Raw genomic sequence first — 22,519 nt, 5'->3', positions numbered from 1 at the left:
GAGGTTTATTGGATATGCCTAGCCTTAAAGGCTGGGCTTTTCTTTGGATTTGGATCCGTTTGAGAGGATGTGTATCACATTTCGATCAACGATCAACGATCATTTGTTTGCTCACCATAAGAACGATTTTTTAAATTTGAACAACTAGGTTATTTCTATCATGCTTGTTGGATCTCAGATTTTGGAAGAATTCATTGATCACATGGAACGTGATGATTTCGTTCGTTTGCGTTGGCTCAAACGCATCCGAGAGTCAGGTTTTGATCAAGCACTTTCAGAGTATAGAGAAAGTTTGATTTGTTCAGAAACGCTTGAGACTAACATTTGCCAGATACATCAAGGTCAATGATTTGCTTTGTTGTATCTGATAGCACTTGGATCTGAAACAAGCTTCAAACTGGCTGGCAAAACTTCTGAGAAGATTGTGGGGTGATTCGAATTGCATGGCTTTCACAATCTTCTTTGCAACGTCAACTGGTAAAACTGAAGACGTCGCTGATCGACTGAAAGAGCTTCTCCCCGGAACGGAAGCGAAGGATGTCGACAACATTGACTCAATTGATGAGTTGGTCTCTGCTGAGTCGTTGATTTGCTGTGTTCCGACATGGAATACTGGTGCTGACGAGGCACGCTCTGGAACAGCTTGGGACGACTTGGTTCAAGAAATCCCAGACAAAGATTTTGCTGGGAAATCTGTAGCTATTGTCGGTTTGGGAGACTCTTCTGGCTATTCAGATTTCTTCTGTGATGCTATGGAAGAACTGTATACAGCATTCCTTCAATCTGGAGCTAAATTAATTGGTAAAGTACCTACAGAAGGCTATACCTATGATGATTCTAAAAGTGTGATTGATGGTAAGTTTTGCGGTCTCGCAATCGATGAAGACAATGAGTCTGAGTTAACAGACCAACGGCTTCAAGCATGGGTGCAGCAAATCAATGCAGAGTCGTAAGGTTCATATTTGAATTCAATCAAAAGCGCCTGTAAGGGCGCTTTTTTTTTAACGGTGTACCCAATCCACACGAACGTCCTTGCGCTGGTTGAGATACTTATCAATCGCCATCGCTGCAATGCAACCATCTGAACAAGCGACAACAGCCTGCTTGAAGGGAGTGTTGCGAATGTCACCGATTGCCCAAACACCTTCCACATCCGTCATCATGTCATTGTTGACACGAACTCCTCCATTGGCATTGATTGGTATTTGCTCTTGGAGGTAGTCGGTGATTGGTAACGAGCCAGTGGAGTAAACAAATGCACCTTGAACAAATATTTCTTGAGTATTGTCTTGTCCAAAGGATTGCACTTTGACGCTGGCTACTCCATTCTCGTCTCCTTCAATAGAGTTTAATCGTGTTCTTTTCCAATGCTTGACATTGCTGGAATCAAGTAATATCTGAACTTCAACTGAATTTAAGTTTGGCTTGTTGTTGGTTACCCAATGTACTGTTGATGCGAACTTTGTCAGAACAAGTGCTTCATCGATTGCTTCTTGGTTTGATCCATAGACCATAACTTCTTGATTTTTGTAGAATGCGCCATCACAGGTCGCGCAGTAACTTACACCTCTGCCAAGAAACTCATTTTCACCGGGTAGTGTCGATGCTCTACCCATCGCACCCGTCGCTAGCACTAAGGTCTTGCCGACGAATGTTCCCTCCGGTGTGTAAACGATCTTTTCAGTATCCGACATACTGATTCCATATACTTGGGCTTGTTTATATTCAGCCCCATAGCTGATTGCCTGATCTCTCATTGTTTTCAGGAGCTCTTCTCCTGATGCATCACCTGCCACGCCAGGGTAGTTGGCAATTTTGTGAGTGATCGCTAGTGCTCCAACAGCTGGATTCTTATCCAGGATGATTGTTGATAGATTCGATCTTGCTGTATACAAAGCACAGGAACACCCTGCAGGTCCTCCACCGATGATTACAACATCTGCATTATTGATATCTGTCATGAGAATCGTTTGATAATACTCAAGTCTTGAATATTTTCAGAAGCTAGCTCTGAACTTTTGTTGGGTATCATGTCGATAAAAGAATCAATCATTTTTGCGGTTTGATTCCATTCAGAGAATGGAAAAAAATGTCTACCACTACTGATTCTTTGATAACAGTCTCCTGGTTTTAAATGCTCCTGCCAACGTTTGTAGCTGCATTGATCAATGATAAAATCTTTGCCGCCATTAATCACAAGGATTGGAATATTGATTTGGTCCAGATTCTCTATCTGTGTATGTCCGACAATTGATCCATTAACGAAATCATTGTCTAGGCACTTTGCCAAGAGTCTTGCGATTATGATTTGTACATGATCGGCATGGGTGTCTATGAGGAGACGACTTAAGTGGTTTAATATATGAAATCGAGAGCATGGTAATTGACTTCTCATGGCTTGATAGTGGGATGTCCATTGATTGCTTGATTGGGAATCTACAGACAACAATGAAACTGAGGAAACATTCTGCGGATATTTTTTTGCGTATAGATAGGCTACTGAACCACTTATTCCATGTCCTACAAGGTGAACTGGTTCGGAAGAATCCTCTACCGTTTGCTTTAAAAGGGCATGAATGATATCAACATCACATGATTCATCAGGGTCATGTTCGAATGACCATCGCTTAACACCATACTGCTGGCTTAAAGCCTGAGCCGTACGTTTAAAAAGACAATACAACGATGGTTGAAGATCAACCCAAATTATTTTATTTTCTTTCATGCTTTTCTATTTTAGTTATCCTCTTACGCTTCGAGCCGCTTCTCTCCCCAGAATAAACAGATCACTGTATTCTTTATTACAAGTGGAGTTGTCACAGTGTTTTTCTAATCGGGACAAGAAAGCATAACTTTGCCCTGCTCTACTTGATCTCTTATCCTCTTAATCAATTTCTTTTCGATGGGATCGGCTTTAGCTTCGTAGTCAAGCATGTCTCTAAAGATACTATCGCTGATTTTGTTGAAGCATGCAATGTGCAGATATTGCTCCACAAGACTTGATTCGCTTTTGTGCGTTTCAGTCATTTGTCTACTCAATTAAATGAATATCTCTATCCTCACCAAAGCTCATCTTCGCAATCTGTCTTTACGACTAAATCTGATGTGGCATATGCTACGCAAAGCAGTGTATAACCATTTTCCATTTGGTCGTCGTCTAGAAAACTCTGATCTGATTGGTCAATTGTTCCTTGAATGATTTTTCCCACACAGGTGCTGCATGCTCCCGCTCTACAGGAATAACTCATGTCTATCCCAGCTTGCTCTGCTGCTTCAAGTACATATTCATCATCAGGGCATTCAAAATGTTTTGTTCCATCAGGGAGTCTCAATTCAATTTTGAACGACGCCATTTTTGAAAATAAAATCTACATTACCTTAAGTATCCAAATTACCTGATTAAATTTTACCATCTTAATGTTCCATTGGTTACATGTATAGCTTCTCTTGGGTGGTGTTGCTTTTGTTTGATTGAGTGATCCTTGCAATACTCTTATTGGTATGTTTATGGAATGATTCAGGAATGGGTATGGCGTATTTTTTATAGCAGTAAATTCTACAAATGGATACTCAATCTTCTTCCAAGGTCTCTCACTACTTAGGGCATGCAAGCGGTTGGCGTAAAAAACGCCTGAAGATTGCTATGGCCCTAAGGAATCAAGGGTGGACACATAAGCTAATTGCTGAGTATTTAGAGGTCTCACCTAAATCACTTATGCGCGACATAAAATGTTTTATTATTGATCCACAAGGATTACGGACATCCTCATGATAAAGATGTCCGTAATTGATCCTGTCTCAAGGAGTGATTTTCTCACTTATGCCTGAAGAGAGGCTGGTTTGTTATTCCCTTGATCCAGCTCGCTGTCGATGAGCAATAAGGCTGCCGCTTGATTATCGGCGAATTTGACGCGTCCCAGCATATGTCCGAATTCATATTCAGATTGTGTTTGCATCTCAACCATGGGGTCGAGGAATACTGTTGTTCGTGTATCACTCACTCTCTCTGCCATGGAGTAAAGCTGTTGCAATGAGGCCGTCACATCAACCTCCATTTGAAATGCAGATGCCATGACATCGGCTGGCGATTCCCAGTTCTGCAACGGAGCCTCAACGGTCTTCAGTTCAACGCTCTGACCGCGAGCGATGATGTATTCGGCGAATTGTGCAGCATGCTCATGCTCACTGCTTGATTCGTCTCGGAAGAATCGAGAAAACCCCTTCAGTGTTCGTTCAGCAAACCAGATTGCTGCGGCGAAATATGAGGCGTGTGCCTGCCTTTCCATGTTGAGGTGATCTTGGATGGCATTCAAAAGTTCAGGACTTATTGCTTCCGCAACTGCCCGACCTGAAGGGCCAGTTTCAATAGAAGTCGCAGCATTCGAGCGGGATGTTGAAAGCATTCCTCTTGAGCAATTGATCAAATGATACGTACTTGCGAATCGAATTGTAGAAAGCGTGTGTTATATGCACCAAGTTAAATGAGAGTCATTATCAAAAGATGATGACTGGATTGATGTTTTTGATATTTTTTGGTTTCCGAATCACCGCCAGCCAGCGTTGGCCATTACTTGTATTGCAGCTTTTTGTGTTGACCCAAGAGCGCTTATTGAGACATTGTCCGGAGTGAACCGACCAAACTTTTTCAATTCTTTTGACGTCCCAAACCCTTTTAGTGGGTACTCAAATGTTGGGCCTGCGATCGATCGAGTTCCTTGTGGAGATGAAAGGAACTCAATAAACTCGATCGCCTCTTTTTTGTTTTGAGCTGATTTTGCGACTCCAGCTGCACTGATATTCACATGGGCTGGATTTGGCATGATTAATTTTATTCCTGAGGTTAATTTCTGATCATTCTTTCCACTTGCTCCTGCTTGCATTCTCGCCAGGTAATAATGATTTACTAGCGCGACTCCACATTTTCCTTGCCCCACTGCGCGAATTAGTGAAACGTCACCGGAGAAGTATGGTTGGCTTACATTGCTGACCATTTGCTTGACCCATGAACTTGCTTTCGCTTGGCCCTTCAGAATAATTTGGTCTGCCACAAGCGACTGGTTATATACGTTCTTCCGTTTGCGTAGGCACAGTTTGCCTTTCAAGCTTGGATTTGATAAATCTGCATATGTTTCAATTGTATTTGGATTGACGATATTTGGATTAACAATAATTGCTCTTATGCGTCTTGTGAAACCAAACCATCGATTTGCAGGATCTCGATAACGTGCGGGGATGTTCGATAGCAGTTTATCCGTCTTTACGGGTTGCAGCAGCCCTGCCTCAGCAGCGTTGTTGATTCTCGCCGAGTCAACCAGAAGAATTACATCTGCTTTTGAATTGGCCCCTTCTCTCTTAAGCCTTTCAACAAGTGAAATCCCTGTTGCTTCGATCAGTCTTACTTTGATTCCGGTCTGCTCGCTAAATTGTTTGAAGGCTTTCCTGTCAGTATTGTAGTGTCGGCCTGAGTAAACTCTTACTTCTTTTGCCTCTGCTGAAGGTATGGCGACGAATGGGGCAACTAGCAGCAGCGTGGCAAAGAATCTGAGCATGTCTAGAATTACATACCTAACTATTCTACTTCTGGTCTGTGAATTGTCAGCTTTATATGAACGCAGCTTATGTAGCAAATGCTCAGAGCAGCTCAATGCCGTTTTCTCTTTGATCGATGGAATTTATTACCCATACGTTGTTGCCTTTTGATCAAATACAAAATATTCAACAACGACTTCTGGCTCCCAACCTCCCTTGGCGTGATGGTCGTCTAACCGCCGGCGATCAGGCGGCGTTAGTCAAACAGAACCATCAACTTGACCCCAACTCCGAGCTTACTCTTTCGATTACCAATCAAATCTCAACAGCACTTACTAATGATCCATTGATCAAGAGTTTTACACTTGTTCGCAAGGTTCACAGTCTGTTGATTTCTAGATCTCATTCTGGTGATCGTTATGGATGGCATGTTGATAATCCTTTCTCTCGTTATGGCCGACGTGACCTGTCTTTTACAGTGTTTTTGAGTGATGAAGACTCCTACCAGGGAGGCTCTTTATCAATTCAAAGTGGTGGAGATAAGACTACAGAATTTAGATTGGCCCCTGGCCAAGTTGTTGTTTATCCTTCCTCCCTGCTCCATTGTGTTCAACCTGTTGAAAGTGGAGCACGATTTGTTTGTGTTGGTTGGATTGAAAGTTATGTGAAGTCTATGGAAGATCGTTCCTTGCTTTTTAATCTTGATGCTGGTGCTCGCGGCTTGCTTGCCCGTCATGGCCGATCGGATGAACTTGATTTGATTTTTCAAAGCTATACGAATGCTGTTCGCCGTCTGTCGAGCTGATTTGTAGCTTTTGATATGTTCAATACTGGTATTTTATGGCTCCCTCTTTCCTACAATTGGACAGTTAGCTTTATTCAAATGCCAAAGCCCTCTGCTATCTCAGTTTTCGTCGCTGCGACTTCGCTTCTTGTTGCATCTGCACCAGCTTTGCGTGCTCAGGATGCGGGTGGCCTTAAGGAATGGACCACAGATCAAGCTGTTGATGAGGAAAGTGTGTTGGATTCTGATGCTGCTGCTCTTAAGAAAAAAGCCGAACAAGAAGATATCTGCGTTCCTATTGGAGAGGGTGAGAACTGCTGGTGACTCTTACCCGCCATTGATTTCAGGGGGCATTTGCCCCTCTTTTTTTATGTAAAAAAAAAGCGCCCCGTGGGGCGCCAGTGTTTTGATCAAATGTGGATCAGAATTTGAAGGTCGTCTTGACGAGACCGCCAAACTTGTTGGCACCATTCACTTGATCTTTGCCCTTTGCATCATCAACCCAGAACACAGCAGGTGTGATGGTGATGTTGTCGGTCACACGGAAGTCGTAATAACCTTCGATTGCAAAGTTCTGGTCGTCAGCCTTCTGCCCCTGAACTTCGGTTGCATAGCTGGAGTAGGAACCAAAGCCAAGTCCCAGCTTGTTGCCTTCCATGAAGGCGTCATTCCAGTTCAGGCCAACCATCCAGCCCTTAACGGCTTCGGAGTTGCCGCGGTATTCACTATCAGACCAGCCGAAGTCCACACCAGCGCTGATGGTGGGAATGAATCCGCTGTCTTCAGGTGACCAGTAGCCGCGAAGGCCAACGGCGTGGAGGGGGTGAGCCAGATCCTTTGCCGTGGGTGTGGAGTAACCCATAGCCGCCTTGGCTTCTGTCTTGATCGTGCAGGTTTTCACACCCAGCTCGTCAGTTACACAAACCTTGTCCTGTTGAGCATTTTTCAGAGCGTAGAGCGCTGAAACATGCCACTTGCGGTTGCCGTAGCCAACTTGGCTGAGCAGGTAGGCATCGGTGTCTTCACCGAACATTTGCTTTTTGGAACCGCTCTTCGCACCGTCACCACCGTCGGCAACGTAGTTCACAGCAATATTGAATGCTGCATCACCAGGATCGACATCCTGACGCCACTGCACACCAAAGCCTTGGCCAGTGCTGGCACCGAGAACAGCTCCGTAACCACCCAGTTTGAATGCCTTGAGGATCGGCTTGTAACGGGTTGGCGTTTCGATCATGTAATAGTTCTCGATCAACGCACCAACGGTGACCTTGAACTCGTTGCCGATCGGGAAGCTATACCAGAGCTTGTCCACCTTGATGGTGTTGTCGCCGCTCTTGGCATCAGCCAGATAAGAGTCTGATTCGGTCCAGACGTTCTTCATGTTGCCCGTGCGAAGACGGGTATACAAGCGATCCTTGCCAGTGAAGGAGGTGTCGAGGTTCAGCGTGTAGCGATAGGAGAAGTTGAATCCATCGCTCTCGCAGGAACCAGGCGATTTTTCGTTGCACTCGTCGCGATCGGCATACTTCACTGCGCCAGTGAAGAAGTCAGCCTGACCACGCAACTTGGTGGTGGTGGAGAACTGGGTTGCTTCCAGTTCGCCAACACGGGCCTCGAGGCCGTCAACGCGACCCTTGAGGATGGCCAGCTCAGTTTCGAATTCCTTGAGCAGGCGACGCAGCTCGTCGGTCACTTCAGTGATCCGGTCGAGGCAAGCGTTCAACAGGGCAGCCGCTTCGTAGCGGGTCATGGCCCGGTTGCCACGGAAGGTGCCGTTGGGGTAGCCGGCCACGCAGCCGTACTGCTCCACCAGGTTCGCCAGAGCCTGATAGGCCCAGTCGGTGGGGTAGACGTCGGAGAACTGGGTGACGCTGGTCACCTGATCAGCGGAAGAGGCGTAATCAGAGACGCCGTTGATGTTCAGCTCGGCGGCATTAGCGCCACTGGCCAGAAGGCCAAGGGCAGCAGGAGCCACCAGCAGTTGCTGGAAAAGCTTCATTGAATTCCTCACACAGGAAAGCCCAAAATGGGCATGCCCATATTGCCGTTGCGCTGTATTTGCTGTTACTCGTTTTCAGCACTCTCGGGTAGCTTTTTATACATCTGCTTGTTCTTTCTGCATTGTCAGCCTCATCGCAGCCCTTTTTTGGCGATGTCTGTGGTCTGATCGGGGCTTCGCTGTGTCTCGGCAAATATCAATAAGAAGGCTCACGGGCTTGTGTCATTTGTTACTCTTATCCGTGTTTTGGGCTTGTTGGAGCGATTAGAGTTAAGAAGTTGATTCCCATCGGATCTTGGCAAATTCATCCGACGACAATTTACGGCAGAGCAAGAAGAAGGGCTGTAAAAAGTCAAAGTGTTCTAAATGGAAGGGTGGAACATGTCGGTGTGGTCATTGATTTGATTTGCCGGCAATATCAGTTGATTCTTTAATTCGTCAATGTAGATTTTATCTGATTTTCTGAGTGAGCTTATACTTCTGGAAACAGTCGATCTTGTGGTTCCAATGATTTCAGCGATGCGTCCATGAGAGAGTGTGTGTTCTAGCAAATAACCCTCGGTTGTGCGTATCCCAAGCCTGGTCGTTAATAGTTGGAATAATTTCATGAGACGACTTTCTGTGTTTGTTTCGAGTCTGACAATGTGTAGCTGTAATACCCATTCCATGATGCTGTCGTTGGATCTTTGTTCTGGATCATGGCCATAGCTTGCTTGGCATCTTGTTTCTGTTATCGCCTCTATTCTTATCCCTAATTCTTCAGGGTAATTGAATCTGCATGGTTCAGATTTACATGCAAAAGCTAAAGTTAAGTCAATTATTTTGCCTTCTTGATAGGCGCTAATTCTTATGATTCCATTCTCTACTTTTATTTCTACGTCTTCTTTATCTCTAGGCCTCTCGAGAAGCACTGTTTCCGAAGCATTAAGCAGTATTGGCCTGCTTCTCCTGGAGTTGTGCCCGCCCTTCGTATTCATTGACGTTTTGACGTGTGCTTTTTGATACTTCCTGGTGTAGTTGAGTTACCGCTTATTTGATTACTGTTCTGTATAAACAAATCATCGTTGTTTCGTACTGAATGGATTTTATAGCACGTTGTGGATTGTTGGCTTTGTTCGTTGTTGTGATATTTGCTCTTTTTGAAGTTCGATATGACACATTACGCCGTCGTGATAAGGGTGCTCTGTCTGTTAATGCTTCAACCACAGCATTTTTTCCGGCCTGATCGTCTCAAGGGCTTCCATGTGCTCGTTGGTTAGTGCCTGAGCGGCCTGGTGTTGGCCTGCAAGGGAAAGGTGCGATGCTCGTCCAAAACACCAGTCTTTGATGTCATTGAGTGTTTTGGCTCGATGGCGATGCTTGTTGATACTTTCTGATGGCATTTTTCACTTGAGGATCCTTTTATTGTCTCGCATTATGTTTCATGTTTTCTTTTTTGTGAACGTTTGAGCGTAGTCAATTGTTGTCTCTCGTGTAGCTATTGGCTTCCTGCTCTTTTGGGCCTGCCTTTTGAAGCTTTTTATCTATAACCGCCTCTCTTGGTCTTTATCGGTTTTGTTGACGGCTCGTGCCTCTAAGTGCTCTGTAGCCTTTAGTCGCGTTTTTTGCTGATAATCATTCTCGCTATTTTCTTCGCTCTTTGTGTTGGTTTGTTCTTTTATTTGCCTCTGATGTTTCAAGCCTCTATAGATATCCGCAGATCATCCGTCCGTTATGTCTTCAGCGCTACTTCGTTGTGCTTGTGAGCGTTGCACCTGCGAGGTTCAGGAGACTAAAGCTGTGATTCTGCATGGCCTGAACTTCTGTTCAGAGGCCTGTGCCAGCGGACACCCCAACAACGAGCCATGCCATGGCAGCGGTTCCTGTGGATGCACCTGCGCGGAGTGAGCGAGTTGGGTTGAGCTCAACTCCCTTTCTTGTTGTTTGTTTTGCCTGCTGTTTTTTGACTGCCGCGTCGTTCAGCGGCATGGTTTCAGCAGCATCGTCAGCCCTGACACGGTGACAGCAATGGTCAGCCCTCCCAGCAGGATTGGATAAATCGGTTGGAGGTTCAGCCAGCCGAATTGTCCCGTGTGTAGCTTGAGCAGCCAGAAGGCATCGATGTTCCGCTCAAGGAGCAAGCTGTAGAGGGAGCCAGTGCCCGCTGTAATCAGCAGTGGTGCTGCGGCGATTGGCACCAGCCAGCGGTGGATGCGTCGTGCCTGACGGCTGGTTGTTCTGGAGGTTTTCATTGCTTGCGCAGCTGTTGATGGAGTTCCCGTTCATCAGCGCAAGGCATCCAGCGTCCGTTGTTCTCGTGAACGCTGGTGCAACCGATTTCGGCAGCTCGCTGCTGAGCTTCCGCCTCGGTGGCGTAGAGCCCTTTGCCGTGGGCCAATCCTGGCGTTTGGTTTACCAAGAGGGTCACGACACCGACGGCAAGAGCCGTTAAAGGCTGGATGGCGGGCATTGGTTCAGAAGCCTTCGCAGTGTTCGATGGCTTTCAGGTCATTCATCTTGCCGGGTTGTGTGTGTCCGTCGCTGTTGATCGCGACCCGCATGGCGATCTGGGCATCGACGCAGCGGTTGTAGCGATCGGTTTTGACCGCTTGCGGAATCAACAGAACAGCAATGCTGAGCAGGCTGAGGCTGCTAACTGCAGCCAGCAGCGGATAAGCGTGGGCTCTCACCATTTCACGCACCGTGAGCTGTTGTTGGTTGTGATCGTCCATGAACTGATTGCGATTGCCCCAGCGTATGAACGCCCTTTCGGTTTGTTTGGCCTGAATGAACGAGGCAGTCAGCCAAAGCCCAGCCCTGAGGCGTGGACGGGTTCTCCTGCAATCCGAAATTCGATGTGATCCGTTGCGGGGTCGTACAGGGTGTAGTTCCTCCCTCCGCCAATACCGATCACGCTGCGCTTGGGTACGGCTTGTTCGCTCTGCTCTTCTCCGGCATGGTCCTTCACATGCGATTGGATCGATCCACCGGAAAGTTCAAGCCTGAACTGACTCTGGCAGCGTGCTGTGAAGAGGCGATTGACATCCAGTCGCGTCAGGCGATCCAACAACACCAGGGCAGAAGTGTCTTGTGTCAGCTGGTCACCAACATCAGCTGAACTGCCATGGATAAGGGCGCAGTCGAGTTCGATGAAACCAAATTGCAGCGATGCCAGCCAGTTGAGATGGTCTGCATCCACGGCAGCAAGAAGTGCGTTGACGCCAGCCTCTCCTTGCTCTTGTCTGAGACCTTCAGCCTTGCGTTCCCCGCGGTAGCCAGACTCAGCAAGCAGCTGCTCTTCCCACCAGCCATAAATGCACTCGGGCTGAAGATCAGCGCGATGCGGCTGTCTCAGACGCTCGAGCAGTGCATTGCACTTGCGTTGTGATCCGATCAAATCACCGAGAACGAAGAGATTGGCAACACCCCGCTGTTGCTTTAACTCCTTCTGGATCTGCTCGTACAGATCCAGGTCTCCTTGGAGACCACTCACCAGGGCCCAGCGTTCCATCAGCGCTCACACACGTGGCTGGCGTCTTCAGCCCGCTCGGCGTATTCGAATCCGTGGCTGAGCCTCCAGGCAAACACCTCCGGTAATCCCGCATCAACGATGGCCTGACAGGTTTTGGCGACGTCGTAGTCGACCTCTCGAATGGTGACGTCTCCTGTGTTGTCGTCATGGATCACATAGGTCGCCTTCGTGCTCCCATGACGTGGTTCCCCCACGGAACCAGCGTTGACGATCCGCCGCATTGGCAGTTCCAGCTCATGTTCTGTTGTTGTGCCTTGATCGCGTTGTTGCACCTTCACCCGAATGGACCCCTGCCGTAGTTCGCGCACATAGGGCTGGTGGGTGTGGCCGCAGAACAAGGTTTCCGCTCCCGCTGTTTCCACCCGCTCAAGGGCTGCAAATGCGTTCATGTCAGGCAACAGATACTCGTGCTGACTGTTGGGACTGCCATGCACAAACAGCAGCTTGTCTCTGCGGAATGTCATGGGCAGTTCGGCCAGAAATGCTTTGTTCGCCTCCGTGAGCGTTGCGGCTGTCCAGTGGTGGGCACGATGGCCTCGACGTTCCGCCAGCTGGGAGGGATAGCTGCATTCACAGGCATTCAAGCCATCAATGATGTCCTCATCCCAGCACCCCTGGCACGTGGCAATTTGGCGCTGTCGCACCAACTCCACCACCTCATTGGGCTGAGGTCCGTAACCAACAAGGTCGCCCAGACAGGTGATGGTTTTGATCCCGTGGGAGTCAATGTCGTCGAGGACGGCCTCAACGGCTGCCAGGTTGGCGTGCAAACAGGAGATGACGGCATGCTTCATGTCAGTCAGCTTTCCAATGAGGGTTGTTGTTGTTGCTGGAGCTGTTGTTGTTGCGCGATGAGCACGTCATCTGCGAGCAGGCAATCGTTGATGGTTGCTTGCATTCCTTCAGGATTGAGTGCCTTGCCTTGAACGACCAGTTCTGAAGTTCGACTGGGGCGCCCTGTGGGGGGAGCCGTGGCGTCCAAGGGCAGAAACTGTGATCCCTGTTGGCTCACCATCCAATTGCAGAAAAATGAACGCCCGTCGGGGAGATTCATCAATCCTTTGGCGCGGTACACATCGCCGTAGGCACCATTGACGAGTTCAAACCAGAAGCTGCTGAGGCTGTCTGGGTCCCATACACAACCTGAAAGGGATGTATGCCAAGCCTCAAGCTTGCTGAACTCCAAGGTGTCATTCGAAGGCAACTCTGGGTCTCGCCCAAAGTGCATGACTTGGTCAGGTCGCAGCTGCAAGGCGTCCAGCTTTGAGCGGACGTTGATTCCGAAGCCATCGATGCCCTCCTGGGTGGGAGTACGAAACCTCTGAACTTCGATCAACGTGAGCGCATCGTCCTCCTCCTTCAGGTCTGCTGCATTGGATGGCGTCGCCTCCTCAAGCCTGGGGATCTGGTCCTTGAGCCAGTTCAGGTCGATACCGCTGTCGGCTCCCTGCTCAAGCCCCGCTTCTGGTTCTTCCTCCAGGCGCAGGTAGGCGCAGGGGCCGCCGTGATCTTGAAGTGTTTTGAGTGCCCAGGATGTTTTTCCGCACCCCGGAGGACCTGAAATCAGGCACACCTGACCCATCGCAGCCTCCACAAAGCTCGAGAATCATTCTCATTATGGTCGCTCGTCGCTGTCCTGTCGCGCTTCGGCTCCATTGCATTGAGGTTGGTATCGCTTGTTATGGGCTGTGCTTGCATCTCTCGCTAGGGTCACCAGAACTCGGTTTTGACCTATGCAGGCCTTGGAGTTCCTCGCCCTCGCGCTGGTGAACTTGGCTCTGATGGTTTATCTGTTTGAAAAAGGCTTCAAATTCTGGAAGGAGAACCGTCGTCTCGATCGCCTGGTTAATCAGCATCCCGAAATGAAGGGGGTGCATCCTGACGAGGATGGCCTTTTTGTTTTTGAAAGTGATGACTCCTTAAAGGTTTTGGTTCTGGAGAACGATGAGCCCGGTGTGGATGAGCCCTTCTATGTGAGAGAAGAAGATCTTGAAGAGGAGTGAATGCAAGGCCTGACCTGAAGTTCTGGGGGTAATTCGTGCAGGAATGGAATGATGAATTTGTTACCCAGGCTCAACATGAGCTCACCTCTATGGTGACTGACTGGAAATACGATTACGGCGTCAGTGATCGTGATTGTTCGGCCATGTTGCTCTGGATGCTGATCAAGCTCAATCCCGATTGCAATCTCGATGCCGGTGTTCTGGATCCCTGAGCAGGCGTTGTGTCTTGGGTCGCCAGTGGGGGCGGTGTCGATGGATGGGGGTGATGCGTTTGTCTGCCCCTAGGTGAAAGCACCGATGTTTATTGGTTCTTGGCGATACACAATGAAAGGGTGACCCCCAGCTCAGAACAGGGGGAATCTGCGTCGAACAAGGGGAGGGACTAGGGAACCCTCCCTTTTTTGTGGCTGGCCTGCAGTTCAGCTCACCTAGGCCTTTCTCTGGGGTCTAATCACAAAAAAGCCCGCCAAAGCAGCGGGCCAGGTGATGGGGGATCTCAACATAACGACCACTGCCAATGGATGCAGTGTTTCTTTCTTATTCATGCTGCGGATCCGGTTGCAACTTATGGCCCTGCTGTGAGTGGCATCGCTTTGCGCAAGATCTAGTTCAGTCGCCTGCGTGAGCCGCTGTTACGCCCAACTGCCGGAACGTTTCGGCTCAGATAGAGGGCATTGCTGAGTCCCATCACGACGGTGCATCCTGCCGGGCCGCACACCCGGTAGAAGTGATGTCCAATGGATTCGACTGTTCCGTTGCCTTGAACGGAGTACGGCAGATGCAGAGGCTCGGCCATAGGGCGACGCTTGAGGCAAAACCGTCCTACGGATTTCAAATTGGACTTGACTGCGACATCTGATACGGGTTTGCTTTTCTTTGCCTCCCTCAGTGTTTCTTAGGGATCCAGGCCTGTGCCTTCGTCGGCCTCAGGTTCCTGGGAAGTGACTGGCCTTGAGTCGAACAAGGTGATCCCGCACTTCCAGGTCTGGCATTCGCATCACGCGTTGCATCAGGTCTTGCCGATGGGCGTAAAGCCCCCTGCAACCCTTGATGGGTTCGGTGAGCAGCTCCAGCAGTTGTGCTTTGGCCGTTGTGCTTGTCATGGTCTTTTGCTGCGCCTGGTCTCGTCTTGTCCCCCAAAGCATCGCGAACATGTGATCGCAACACATCACCCATTCGAGTGGTTGTCTGCACTGATCCCAGGCGACTTCTCCCCCATTCGAGGGGTGGCTGCCAGGGTCAGCTTCTTTATCGTGACGTGTCTTTCGAGGTTCGGATGAGGGTTCTGCAATCCGTTCTGGCGTTGCTGTTGGTGTTGGTGCTGGGTTGCGCAACAGCTTTACCGGTGTTTGCTGCCATGAGCGAAGAGTCGGCGAGTAGTGATTTGATTGCGACGCTCGAACAAGCGCGGGATGTGCGGGAGCAGGCGGATCTAAAAATCCGGGAAAATCTCAAATTGATGGCGTCCAGTTGCCTCTATATGAGTGATTCGTTGAAGGAGTTGATGGCTTTGGAGAATCAGTTTGAAGACCGCCAGATCGCAGATTTCACTGTGGGCATGGCCGATGCGGTCGAGTTGGAATTGCTCGATGAGGAATCCCGGAAGATCAAGGCGCTGTACCGGCGATCCCACTGTGACGACCCGATCATCCTGCGGGAACAGTTGCGGCAGGCGGATCAAAAGCGGAAGGCCTGACTCAAGCAAGCTTCGCAACAGCAGACCCCCGACCCCTTTGACGGAGGGGGCCGGGGGTCTGGTTCTGAACGGTGTCGTTCAGGCTTGAAGTGGCCGTCCCGTTCCGATGAACGGGCGGCCTAGATCGCTCGCTTGTGCATGACGCACTCCATCAGGTTTTCGGCTGAAGGAAAGTCGAAGCGTCTGGCTCGTGGCACCTGGGGCCATGTTCCAAGGGGTCGGGTGAAGGGGGCTCCTTAGGGCACCTGACACGGTGCAGATGGAGTGCCGATCGGCCTGGCCTTTCGCACAAGGCCCGTCGAAGGGCGCACCCGACAAGAGGTGTGAAAACTGTTGGAGCAGGGGCCTGAAAGTCAGTTTGCTTCTGACGTCTGCTCGGTTGGACCGTCGTCACCCATGGACGCCTCCGATCTCGATGGACACATTCTTGGGGGTGGGTCGAGTCCCGGCAATCAGCACGAACACGCATTGCCTTTCAGGGCTGAATCGGCTGAAAGTGGGAAGGCCGTGGCCTTGATCTGATTAACCTGAGCCGCCGTCCGCGGTTGATGACCATTCCCTTTGGCGCGCCTGAGTTTTCGGATGGCCTGCTGAACAAGTCGGTCTCATCCACACGACTGCGTGCCTGGTTGAACACACGTCTTCGCCAGCTCGCCATGGGGCAACGCATCCAGGATGCGCGGGCGTTGCGTAGCGAATTCCTTGTGGAGTGATCAGTGCCGCTCAGGTCTGTTCAGGCAGATCAACCCAGCTCGAGGCAGGCCAGGCCATAAACGTTGCGATCGTGGCCTTTCGGCATCACGCCTTTGTACATGCGCACCGTTGATCCCATGGGCTTGAAACCCTTCGCCGTTGTAAGGGTTTTGGCGGAGTGGTTGTGCCCGGGGGTGTCGATCAAAACGACTCCCTTATGGCGGTCCATGGCGTTGTTTAGCAATAGCGATGCCATCCCAGCGTCTTCTGCAAGCCATGGCCCCACCCGCCAACCGTCGCCAATCGGGAGGAGGCAGGGTCGAATGCGCACATAGCCATGGCATTCACCCTTTGTATCCATGGCCACGAACACCTCCCCGGCCTTGTGGCGAAGCCACAGTTCAAGGAAATGGGGGCGCGGGCTGATTTCGTGGCGTTCGTCGTAACGCTGGATGGCCTCTAGTGAGATGTCGCGCAATGACACGACGTTGATGTCGCTGCGATGGAGAAGGGTTGTGTTCGGGTTGTTCGATTGATCGCTCAGGCACAACATCTGCCGGCGAGTGGTGACGCAATCCTTCTGAAAACCGGCTTTTTCATAGAAGCCAACCATCTGCACCGCTGCTTCTAGACCGATGCACTCCACGCTCTTTAGCGTCTGCAGGGCATGTCGCCAGAGGCGATGGCCGATGCCCTGGCCGCGATGGTCCTGCTTCACAACAAACAGGCCGATGAAGGCGTAGCAGGGGTTGTAGGTCACCGCGGCGATGCATCCCAACGGCTGGTTGTTTTGCCAAGCCAACCAGATCCCCTGGCGATCGGTGTTGGCATAGATCTCGATATCGCCCACACCAGGAGCGAAACCCTGTTCACGGGCCAGACCTGTCACAAAGTCAAGGTCGGATGTCGTGAATGGTTTGATCTCCAACATCGACAGTCAGGCGAGGGGGCAGCAACCTGAGTGTTCGAACAATTTTCAGGCGCCGTCAGGCGGCCCGGAGAATTGAATCCACACTGGTTGGATAACGGCGCACGTACGCATTGGTTTCCATGGCGACGATGCGCGCCTCTTGGCGATCAGCTGCCTGGAGTTGCAGCGTGTGTTGGCTACCGTCGTCTGTTTTGTAGCGAACGAGAAAACGTTGAGGATTGGCTGTCATCGGTCTGAGACCTTCCGTCCGATCCGCAGTGTTGCTGGCCGTAGCGCACAGGCAAGAGCGTGAAATGGTCTGTGGTTTCCCTCAACGATGAGATGTCCCATCGGTTGCGCGTGAGCCAGGTCAAGCTTCATGGCTTTGCCGTGAATGCACCCGTCTTACTGCGTCTGCAACCGGATCTCCATCCCCCTGTCAGGGGATACGTCGACCTGTAGGTCGCCGATCCTGTCGTGATGGGCTCTTGGCCGTCTGTTTCGGCTTGGGGAAGGGGAGATCCGAACCGTTGCGGGCGGTTCTCCTCTCCCTGTGTTGCAGCCTCCTGAGCGACGCTTGACCCGGACAGATGTTCATGAGAGGACCAACCCTTGAGGCTCGACCCTCAGGGGTTTTTTTATGGCTGTTCAGAATGAACAGTTGCTCCCTAGGGTGATTCTCATGACTCACGTGCCCCTGCGGGCTTTTGCTGACCATGACTGCTTCGAAGCTGTTCGACTTTCTCGGCCGGGTGCTGATGGCGGCCGTGTTTGTGAATGCATTGCCGGGGAAGTTCAGCAACTTCGCTGAAACGGCAGGCTTCATTGCCTCCAAGGGCATTCCTGAGCCGCTGGCATCGGTTCTGCTGGTGGCGGCAATTGTGGTGTTGATCGCCGGATCGATTCTGCTGGTGTTCGGTAGCAATACGGTGCTGGGGGCTTCCCTGCTGCTGTTGTTCCTGGTGCCCACCACGCTGATCTTTCACACCTTCCCGGTGGACAGTGGTTTCGCGATGAACCTGGCCTTGATCGGAGCGTTGATCCTGGCCATCACCCGAGCCTGGGGCAATGGAGTGCCCAGCTTCACGAACATCCGCTCCAAGGGTTGATCGCCCGTTGGCTGGGTCATGGCAGGGCCAGGGCAGTTCCCTCACGGCGCGGGTCTGCCACCCCTTGCCAAGCACCATCGATTTTCTGCACCAGGGCGGTGCCGCTGCCAATGGGCTGACGACGTAGTGGCCCTTTTGTTGTCAGCTGCTCCAGCGGGAACGGCCAGGCGAGCGGGGGATCGTTTTCCAGCACCAGCGTCTCGCCCCGCCTGGAGAGATGGGGCAGGGCCACCGCTCGCGTTGGCGGCTCGTTCCAGACCATTGATGCCACCAACACCCGGCTGAGTAGATGCGGAATGCTCCGACCGCCAGGGCTGCCGAGGGCCAGCACCGGTTGACCATGACGGAACACCAGGGTGGGCGCCATCGACGACATCGGCCGCCGTCCTGGCAGGCGACGGTTCGCTACCGGTTTGCCGCCAAGGCTGGGGCTGAAGGCGAAGTCGGTGAGCTGATTGTTCATCACCATGCCGGCCACCAGGTGCCGACTCCCAAAGATTGTCTCCACTGAGGAGGTGTAGGAGGCAATATTGCCTCCGGCATCCACGATCGTGATCTGGGTGGTCCCCTGCTCCTGCCCCTGACCAGGCCGACCGAAGGGGTAGCGATCCGTCCCCGGTGGCAGCCCTGGAGTGGGTTGCGTTGCCTCGGCGATCTGCATGGCCTTGGCTCGCTTTGCGATGTACCCCGGATCGAGCAAGCCAACGGTGGGAACCGCTCCATCGCGCGGGTCACGCACCCAATAAAGGCGGTCGGCATCGGCCCAGGCTTGGGCTCGGCCCAGCTGCCTCCAGATTTCAGGCTCTGCTGCGCTGGACCCTGGAAGATCGCTGCTCTGGCTCAGCAGAGCGAGGGTCTGCAGCAGCGCCAACCCACCACTGCTGGGGGGCGGCATCGTGCAGATCTGATGTTGAAGCTGTTGGCGGCAGAGGGGGGCGCGATCCAGCACGGCATAGCTGTTCAGATCGACTGGGCTCCAGCCACGGAAGTCTGGTTCGCTGGCCTGCAGGGCATTGATCCCGTCGAGGATTCGCTGCGCTAACGGCCCTTGATAGAAGGACGGCCCACCGTCACGGGCCAGCAGCCTCAGGGTCTGGGATAGGGCGGTGTTGCGGAACGGTTGATCCGCCGGCGGGGGCTGGCCACCGGGCAGGTACAGCGCCTGAAAACCGGGGCTGTGGGCCACACCGAAACGCTGGGCAAGACGAATGGAGCGCCGCAGCCGGGGGCTCGGTTGAAAGCCAACGCTGGCCAGGCGGATCGCCGGTTGGAAGGTGTGGGCCCAGGCCAGACGACCGTGGTTTTGGTGCGCCTCCCAAAGCAGGGCAATGGTGCCAGGAATGCCGATGGCGTTGGCTTTGGCGGTGGCCTCTCGCCAGGGGAGGGGACTACCCGAGGGGTTGAGCAGGTCGTCGAGCTGGCTGCGCTCGGGGGCCACTTCACGGCCATCCAACACTTCCAAGCTGCGTTGCTTTGCATCCCAGTGGAGGAGGAATCCGCCGCCTGCGAGGCCGGAGCTCTGTGGTTCCACCACGGCCAGTACCGCTTGCGCGGTGACCAGGGCATCGACGGCGGTGCCGCCCTCCCTGAGAATTCTCAGCGCAGCTTCACTGGCCAGGGGATTGGCGGTGACCACCACGGCTGATCCGCTGGCGCTGGAGATGCCCTTGCTGGCGGGGTCGGCCGATTCCGGATCATCGCGGCTGATCGGTGCCGCTGTTATCGGGGGGCAGATCAAGAGCGTCAGAGCCAGCAGCAAGGCTCTGATCCGAGGGAGCCCGCTCCTGCTTGTGGCAATGAAAACTTCACTGCAAAGGTTTTTGGAGGAAAAAGTGATCAGATTCCCTCACTCACCCCCCTTGGATTTCAATCCAAGGGCTAAACCTGTCTAGGAAGAGATGTATCCGCAGGCCCACCTACGGGATACATCGCAGTCCTGTGAGACAACTTACCGAAAAAAAGGTTCCCAAAGAGCCCACTCCTCAGGAACAACTCGTGCATGCGGGCAGAACTTAATGCTACTCAATCTCTCTTAACAATGGGTAAATTTGCTCAGCATGAGAGGGCTGGGTCTTTGCGCGGTATTGCTGATTGCTGTTTCCTCTGGCAGCTCGTTTCAACTGGGCAAAAAGAAACCCCCGTCCAAGCGGGGGCTGCATTCCTATGGCGTTGTCGGGCTGGGATTGATCAAAGACCAAGGAATTTTGCAGGAATGCCATCCAAGCTGCTGTTTCCCATCATTTGGAAGATGACGTTGATCAGCATCCCTCCAATGTGGATGGCTCCTACCAGTGCCAAGCCTCTCCAGAGCTTCTCAAATGCTGCTGGGGGCTGATTGTTAACCCACGTGCCGGATCCGTTGGTCATCAATTCATTGTGACTTTTGCAACCTTGGCGGAAGCTGTTGTTTTGGTCCAGTATTTGTCATTGACATTCATCAGCGCACGGGGGGAGAGCAGCGCTGCCAGCCTGTCTTGAGCATCGTGTTCCACGCTTCGATCGCGTTGTGGCGGAGCATCCGCCGGCGGGTCTGTGGCATCGGTGGCCGAGGCGGAACCCAGTAGTAGGTGTGCACCGCAACCCACTGGGAATGGACGGTGGCTGAGTCTGGTTTGAACTGCACCACCATTTGCTGCTCAGGGCTCACCAGCCAGCCTTCACCGCCTGGCTTTTCCGTTGGTTCGTGGGTGGCGCGGTATCGAGGCAAGGGGGTGGCGCGACGGCAACAGAAGACAGCTCTGTGAAGCGCGTGCTGCCGGAGCGGTGCCCCGACGTGATGATGGCAAGCCTGATCATGACTGGTGGGCCAAATCGAGCGCGAACAGTTGGGATTGCCAGGGAATGAACAGAGTGTCCTGGATGGCGATGGCAATCTCAGTTGAGGAACATCGATTCACACCTTTGTGATGCTCCAAAAAAAGAAGCTCTTCTCAGTCAAAAAGACGCATCAGAGAAGCCTCCGAAGGCCTGGATTGCGACCAATGTCCCACTCAGGCAAGAGAGTTTTGCACTGTCCTCTCCTTAGAGGGCAGGCAATAAAGATCTTTTTGGTTCTCAACGAAAAAACATAAAGTTTTGCTATCGACTTATAAGCAAGTGTGAGAAGCTTGAATTATTGGCCTGATAAATTAATGCTACTTCATGCCCTGATCGATTATATTTATGCAAATCCGTTTGGCAATAATGGAAAGCAGTCAGGTTGAAGATTTTTCCCAAAAAATAGCCTCGGACTTCGCGCAAGCCTGCAGGAATGATGAGAAAAGTGAGGATTGTTTTGGAACTGCGTACAGCTACGGTCGAGACAATGAGACTCGTTTGACCCATGAAATTATTCGCCTCCAGCGAGAAAGTGGCCTGTCGAGAAAAGAAATTATTGACTCGATTAGGGATCTTGCAAGTCGTATGAATGCACTTTCTTATGTTTTTCTAGTGGCGGCTGACGTTGCCGAAAAAGCCCTCGACGATGATTGATCCTGGCGGTTTGCATGATCCAAGCCAGCCAAGTGACGACCCTCCAGGCTTTGCCCCGCGAGGAGACTTTCTGATGGGCCTAGCGGAAGAAGCGATCAAGGAGAGCAGGAGACGAAAAGTTGAGAAGGAAATTGCCGTACTTGCATTGGCACTGAAGGATTACAAAGATAAAATTTCGATGCGACGCTATGAGCAACTCATGAATCGTCTTGCCGAGCTGAAGAGCCAGCTCAACAGCAATCCTTAAATCCAAAACATAGTTTCAGTCGACCTCAGAGGAATGGCTTGAGTGCTGGGTTAATCAGGCTTGCGACGATATCTCTGGTTTAGCGCTGATGACGACTGTACTTCGAGCCGTACTCATGTGGGGGAGTTTCGGCGAAGACTTCTAAAAACTCTCTGATCCATTCAGGAGCAACAATCCTGAAAAGGTATGCAGTTTTTCAGAACATCGACATGGCTTTGATCTTGCTCAATTTGAGTTGATTGAGTCCGTTTAGATCGTCGTATTTGATCAAATCTTGCTTGATCATGTCGGCCAGTGTGAACAGAATATTGCTGAAATCAAATTCCATTCTTCCTTCGTATTGAAAGCGCTCGGTGCTTAAAAAATCGTGCAGGCTCCAGATCGATTCTGGTGTGTCAAGTTTGGCGCTCTGGTCCTTGAGAGTTTCAATCAAGGTCACCACGGATCGTTGCTTGCCCAATGCGAAGGCATGCCGCGCCACCGCTTCTTCTTCAGAGGTCCAGTCGGTCGCAGACATGTGGTGGATGAGGAGGGATAACGTCGAGCGTCTGGATTGAGCCAGAC

General features: G+C 51.4%; 31 protein-coding genes. 10 read left to right on the top strand and 21 right to left on the bottom strand.

What is annotated here, in order from left to right:
- Nucleotides 1-443 precede the first annotated feature (443 nt).
- Nucleotides 444-953, top strand: a complete 510-nt coding sequence (gene fldA, locus FZZ88_RS10245; RefSeq protein WP_115025444.1) for a flavodoxin FldA — start codon at nucleotides 444-446, stop codon at nucleotides 951-953.
- A gap of 48 nt (nucleotides 954-1,001) precedes the next feature.
- On the opposite strand, the gene FZZ88_RS10240 is transcribed toward fldA, so the two are convergent.
- From FZZ88_RS10240 to FZZ88_RS10215, 6 genes are all read right to left on the bottom strand, one after another.
- Nucleotides 1,002-1,961, bottom strand: a complete 960-nt coding sequence (locus tag FZZ88_RS10240; protein ID WP_166017071.1) for an NAD(P)/FAD-dependent oxidoreductase — start codon at nucleotides 1,959-1,961, stop codon at nucleotides 1,002-1,004.
- Nucleotides 1,958-2,725, bottom strand: coding sequence for an alpha/beta fold hydrolase (locus FZZ88_RS10235; protein ID WP_166017070.1), 768 nt, complete (start codon nucleotides 2,723-2,725; stop codon nucleotides 1,958-1,960). Before FZZ88_RS10235 ends, FZZ88_RS10240 begins: the two co-directional genes overlap by 4 nt.
- A 104-nt stretch (nucleotides 2,726-2,829) precedes the next feature.
- Nucleotides 2,830-3,027, bottom strand: coding sequence for a hypothetical protein (locus tag FZZ88_RS10230; RefSeq protein WP_166017069.1), 198 nt, complete (start codon nucleotides 3,025-3,027; stop codon nucleotides 2,830-2,832).
- Nucleotides 3,028-3,059: 32 nt separating this feature from the next.
- On the bottom strand, nucleotides 3,060-3,353 hold the full coding sequence (locus tag FZZ88_RS10225) for a 2Fe-2S iron-sulfur cluster-binding protein (protein ID WP_115092970.1): 294 nt from the start codon (nucleotides 3,351-3,353) through the stop codon (nucleotides 3,060-3,062).
- A gap of 465 nt (nucleotides 3,354-3,818) precedes the next feature.
- Nucleotides 3,819-4,403 (bottom strand): ferritin, encoded by a 585-nt coding sequence (locus FZZ88_RS10220; protein WP_166017068.1) that lies wholly within the window; start codon nucleotides 4,401-4,403, stop codon nucleotides 3,819-3,821.
- A 141-nt stretch (nucleotides 4,404-4,544) separates the two neighbouring features.
- Complete coding sequence (locus FZZ88_RS10215; RefSeq protein ID WP_166017067.1) at nucleotides 4,545-5,549, bottom strand: extracellular solute-binding protein; 1,005 nt, start codon at nucleotides 5,547-5,549, stop codon at nucleotides 4,545-4,547.
- A 116-nt stretch (nucleotides 5,550-5,665) separates the two neighbouring features.
- On the opposite strand from FZZ88_RS10215, the gene FZZ88_RS10210 reads away from it, so the two are divergent.
- Both FZZ88_RS10210 and FZZ88_RS10205 read left to right on the top strand, forming a co-directional pair.
- A complete protein-coding gene (locus FZZ88_RS10210) occupies nucleotides 5,666-6,334 on the top strand; it encodes a Fe2+-dependent dioxygenase (RefSeq protein ID WP_166017066.1) in 669 nt (222 codons plus the stop codon).
- Between the two features lie 15 nt (nucleotides 6,335-6,349).
- Nucleotides 6,350-6,637, top strand: coding sequence for a hypothetical protein (locus tag FZZ88_RS10205; RefSeq protein ID WP_370520004.1), 288 nt, complete (start codon nucleotides 6,350-6,352; stop codon nucleotides 6,635-6,637).
- A 97-nt stretch (nucleotides 6,638-6,734) separates the two neighbouring features.
- Here the strand turns inward: FZZ88_RS10205 and FZZ88_RS10200 are convergent, their stop codons facing one another.
- Complete coding sequence (locus tag FZZ88_RS10200; RefSeq protein WP_166017065.1) at nucleotides 6,735-8,315, bottom strand: iron uptake porin; 1,581 nt, start codon at nucleotides 8,313-8,315, stop codon at nucleotides 6,735-6,737.
- 362 nt (nucleotides 8,316-8,677) lie between these two features.
- Nucleotides 8,678-9,292 carry a helix-turn-helix domain-containing protein gene (locus tag FZZ88_RS10195; RefSeq protein ID WP_166017064.1) on the bottom strand — a complete coding sequence of 205 codons (615 nt, stop codon included), beginning with the start codon at nucleotides 9,290-9,292 and terminating at the stop codon, nucleotides 8,678-8,680.
- Between the two features lie 736 nt (nucleotides 9,293-10,028).
- Here FZZ88_RS10195 and FZZ88_RS10190 point away from each other — a divergent pair.
- On the top strand, nucleotides 10,029-10,202 hold the full coding sequence (locus FZZ88_RS10190) for a conjugal transfer protein TrbI (protein WP_166017063.1): 174 nt from the start codon (nucleotides 10,029-10,031) through the stop codon (nucleotides 10,200-10,202).
- Between the two features lie 71 nt (nucleotides 10,203-10,273).
- Here FZZ88_RS10190 and FZZ88_RS10185 read toward each other — a convergent pair whose 3' ends face one another.
- The 6 genes from FZZ88_RS10185 to FZZ88_RS10160 form a co-directional block, all read right to left on the bottom strand.
- Nucleotides 10,274-10,546, bottom strand: a complete 273-nt coding sequence (locus tag FZZ88_RS10185) for a hypothetical protein (RefSeq protein ID WP_166017062.1) — start codon at nucleotides 10,544-10,546, stop codon at nucleotides 10,274-10,276.
- The gene (locus FZZ88_RS10180) at nucleotides 10,543-10,764 is read right to left on the bottom strand and encodes a DUF3721 domain-containing protein (RefSeq protein WP_166017061.1); all 222 of its coding nucleotides are present in this window, start codon (nucleotides 10,762-10,764) and stop codon (nucleotides 10,543-10,545) included. The genes FZZ88_RS10185 and FZZ88_RS10180 overlap by 4 nt, the downstream gene beginning before the upstream one ends.
- A 4-nt stretch (nucleotides 10,765-10,768) precedes the next feature.
- A complete protein-coding gene (locus FZZ88_RS10175) occupies nucleotides 10,769-11,026 on the bottom strand; it encodes a hypothetical protein (protein WP_166017060.1) in 258 nt (85 codons plus the stop codon).
- 68 nt (nucleotides 11,027-11,094) lie between these two features.
- A complete protein-coding gene (locus tag FZZ88_RS10170; protein ID WP_166017059.1) occupies nucleotides 11,095-11,805 on the bottom strand; it encodes a phosphoesterase in 711 nt (236 codons plus the stop codon).
- Complete coding sequence (locus FZZ88_RS10165; protein WP_166017058.1) at nucleotides 11,805-12,620, bottom strand: metallophosphoesterase; 816 nt, start codon at nucleotides 12,618-12,620, stop codon at nucleotides 11,805-11,807. The genes FZZ88_RS10170 and FZZ88_RS10165 overlap by 1 nt, the downstream gene beginning before the upstream one ends.
- 5 nt (nucleotides 12,621-12,625) lie before the next feature.
- Nucleotides 12,626-13,408 carry a GTP-binding protein gene (locus tag FZZ88_RS10160; protein WP_166017057.1) on the bottom strand — a complete coding sequence of 261 codons (783 nt, stop codon included), beginning with the start codon at nucleotides 13,406-13,408 and terminating at the stop codon, nucleotides 12,626-12,628.
- Between the two features lie 151 nt (nucleotides 13,409-13,559).
- On the opposite strand from FZZ88_RS10160, the gene FZZ88_RS10155 reads away from it, so the two are divergent.
- The gene (locus FZZ88_RS10155; RefSeq protein ID WP_115021808.1) at nucleotides 13,560-13,829 is read left to right on the top strand and encodes a hypothetical protein; all 270 of its coding nucleotides are present in this window, start codon (nucleotides 13,560-13,562) and stop codon (nucleotides 13,827-13,829) included.
- Between the two features lie 604 nt (nucleotides 13,830-14,433).
- Here the strand turns inward: FZZ88_RS10155 and FZZ88_RS10150 are convergent.
- Entirely contained in the window at nucleotides 14,434-14,625 is a 192-nt protein-coding gene (locus tag FZZ88_RS10150; protein WP_137006817.1) for a hypothetical protein, read from the bottom strand.
- A 130-nt stretch (nucleotides 14,626-14,755) separates the two neighbouring features.
- Nucleotides 14,756-14,932 carry a hypothetical protein gene (locus FZZ88_RS10145; protein ID WP_166017056.1) on the bottom strand — a complete coding sequence of 59 codons (177 nt, stop codon included), beginning with the start codon at nucleotides 14,930-14,932 and terminating at the stop codon, nucleotides 14,756-14,758.
- 173 nt (nucleotides 14,933-15,105) lie between these two features.
- On the opposite strand from FZZ88_RS10145, the gene FZZ88_RS10140 reads away from it, so the two are divergent.
- Both FZZ88_RS10140 and FZZ88_RS10135 read left to right on the top strand, forming a co-directional pair.
- On the top strand, nucleotides 15,106-15,525 hold the full coding sequence (locus FZZ88_RS10140) for a hypothetical protein (protein ID WP_166017344.1): 420 nt from the start codon (nucleotides 15,106-15,108) through the stop codon (nucleotides 15,523-15,525).
- A 548-nt stretch (nucleotides 15,526-16,073) separates the two neighbouring features.
- Nucleotides 16,074-16,238 carry a hypothetical protein gene (locus FZZ88_RS10135; RefSeq protein ID WP_166017055.1) on the top strand — a complete coding sequence of 55 codons (165 nt, stop codon included), beginning with the start codon at nucleotides 16,074-16,076 and terminating at the stop codon, nucleotides 16,236-16,238.
- A 29-nt stretch (nucleotides 16,239-16,267) separates the two neighbouring features.
- Here the strand turns inward: FZZ88_RS10135 and FZZ88_RS10130 are convergent, their stop codons facing one another.
- Together FZZ88_RS10130 and FZZ88_RS10125 are read right to left on the bottom strand one after the other, a co-directional pair.
- Nucleotides 16,268-17,149 carry a GNAT family N-acetyltransferase gene (locus tag FZZ88_RS10130; RefSeq protein ID WP_166017054.1) on the bottom strand — a complete coding sequence of 294 codons (882 nt, stop codon included), beginning with the start codon at nucleotides 17,147-17,149 and terminating at the stop codon, nucleotides 16,268-16,270.
- 55 nt (nucleotides 17,150-17,204) lie between these two features.
- Complete coding sequence (locus tag FZZ88_RS10125; protein WP_166017053.1) at nucleotides 17,205-17,378, bottom strand: hypothetical protein; 174 nt, start codon at nucleotides 17,376-17,378, stop codon at nucleotides 17,205-17,207.
- A 466-nt stretch (nucleotides 17,379-17,844) separates the two neighbouring features.
- On the opposite strand from FZZ88_RS10125, the gene FZZ88_RS10120 reads away from it, so the two are divergent.
- Entirely contained in the window at nucleotides 17,845-18,237 is a 393-nt protein-coding gene (locus tag FZZ88_RS10120) for a DoxX family protein (RefSeq protein ID WP_166017052.1), read from the top strand.
- Nucleotides 18,238-18,253: 16 nt separating this feature from the next.
- Here the strand turns inward: FZZ88_RS10120 and FZZ88_RS10115 are convergent, their stop codons facing one another.
- Together FZZ88_RS10115 and FZZ88_RS10110 are read right to left on the bottom strand one after the other, a co-directional pair.
- Nucleotides 18,254-19,996 (bottom strand): gamma-glutamyltransferase family protein, encoded by a 1,743-nt coding sequence (locus FZZ88_RS10115; RefSeq protein ID WP_226423671.1) that lies wholly within the window; start codon nucleotides 19,994-19,996, stop codon nucleotides 18,254-18,256.
- A gap of 678 nt (nucleotides 19,997-20,674) precedes the next feature.
- Entirely contained in the window at nucleotides 20,675-20,944 is a 270-nt protein-coding gene (locus FZZ88_RS10110; protein WP_166017051.1) for a DUF1651 domain-containing protein, read from the bottom strand.
- Nucleotides 20,945-21,399: 455 nt separating this feature from the next.
- Here FZZ88_RS10110 and FZZ88_RS10105 point away from each other — a divergent pair, with 455 nt between their 5' ends.
- Nucleotides 21,400-21,708 (top strand): hypothetical protein, encoded by a 309-nt coding sequence (locus FZZ88_RS10105; protein WP_226423670.1) that lies wholly within the window; start codon nucleotides 21,400-21,402, stop codon nucleotides 21,706-21,708.
- Complete coding sequence (locus FZZ88_RS10100; RefSeq protein ID WP_166017050.1) at nucleotides 21,701-21,955, top strand: hypothetical protein; 255 nt, start codon at nucleotides 21,701-21,703, stop codon at nucleotides 21,953-21,955. The genes FZZ88_RS10105 and FZZ88_RS10100 overlap by 8 nt, the downstream gene beginning before the upstream one ends.
- 196 nt (nucleotides 21,956-22,151) lie before the next feature.
- On the opposite strand, the gene FZZ88_RS10095 is transcribed toward FZZ88_RS10100, so the two are convergent.
- Nucleotides 22,152-22,472: a hypothetical protein gene (locus FZZ88_RS10095; protein WP_166017049.1), complete on the bottom strand. Its 321-nt coding sequence runs from the start codon at nucleotides 22,470-22,472 to the stop codon at nucleotides 22,152-22,154.
- Nucleotides 22,473-22,519: the final 47 nt, after the last annotated feature.

It is taken from the genome of Synechococcus sp. PH41509 (genome assembly GCF_020514285.1).
Classification (GTDB): domain Bacteria; phylum Cyanobacteriota; class Cyanobacteriia; order PCC-6307; family Cyanobiaceae; genus Parasynechococcus.
The sequence above is the reverse complement of the archived record's forward strand: the minus strand, read 5'-3'. Positions and strand labels throughout refer to the sequence as shown.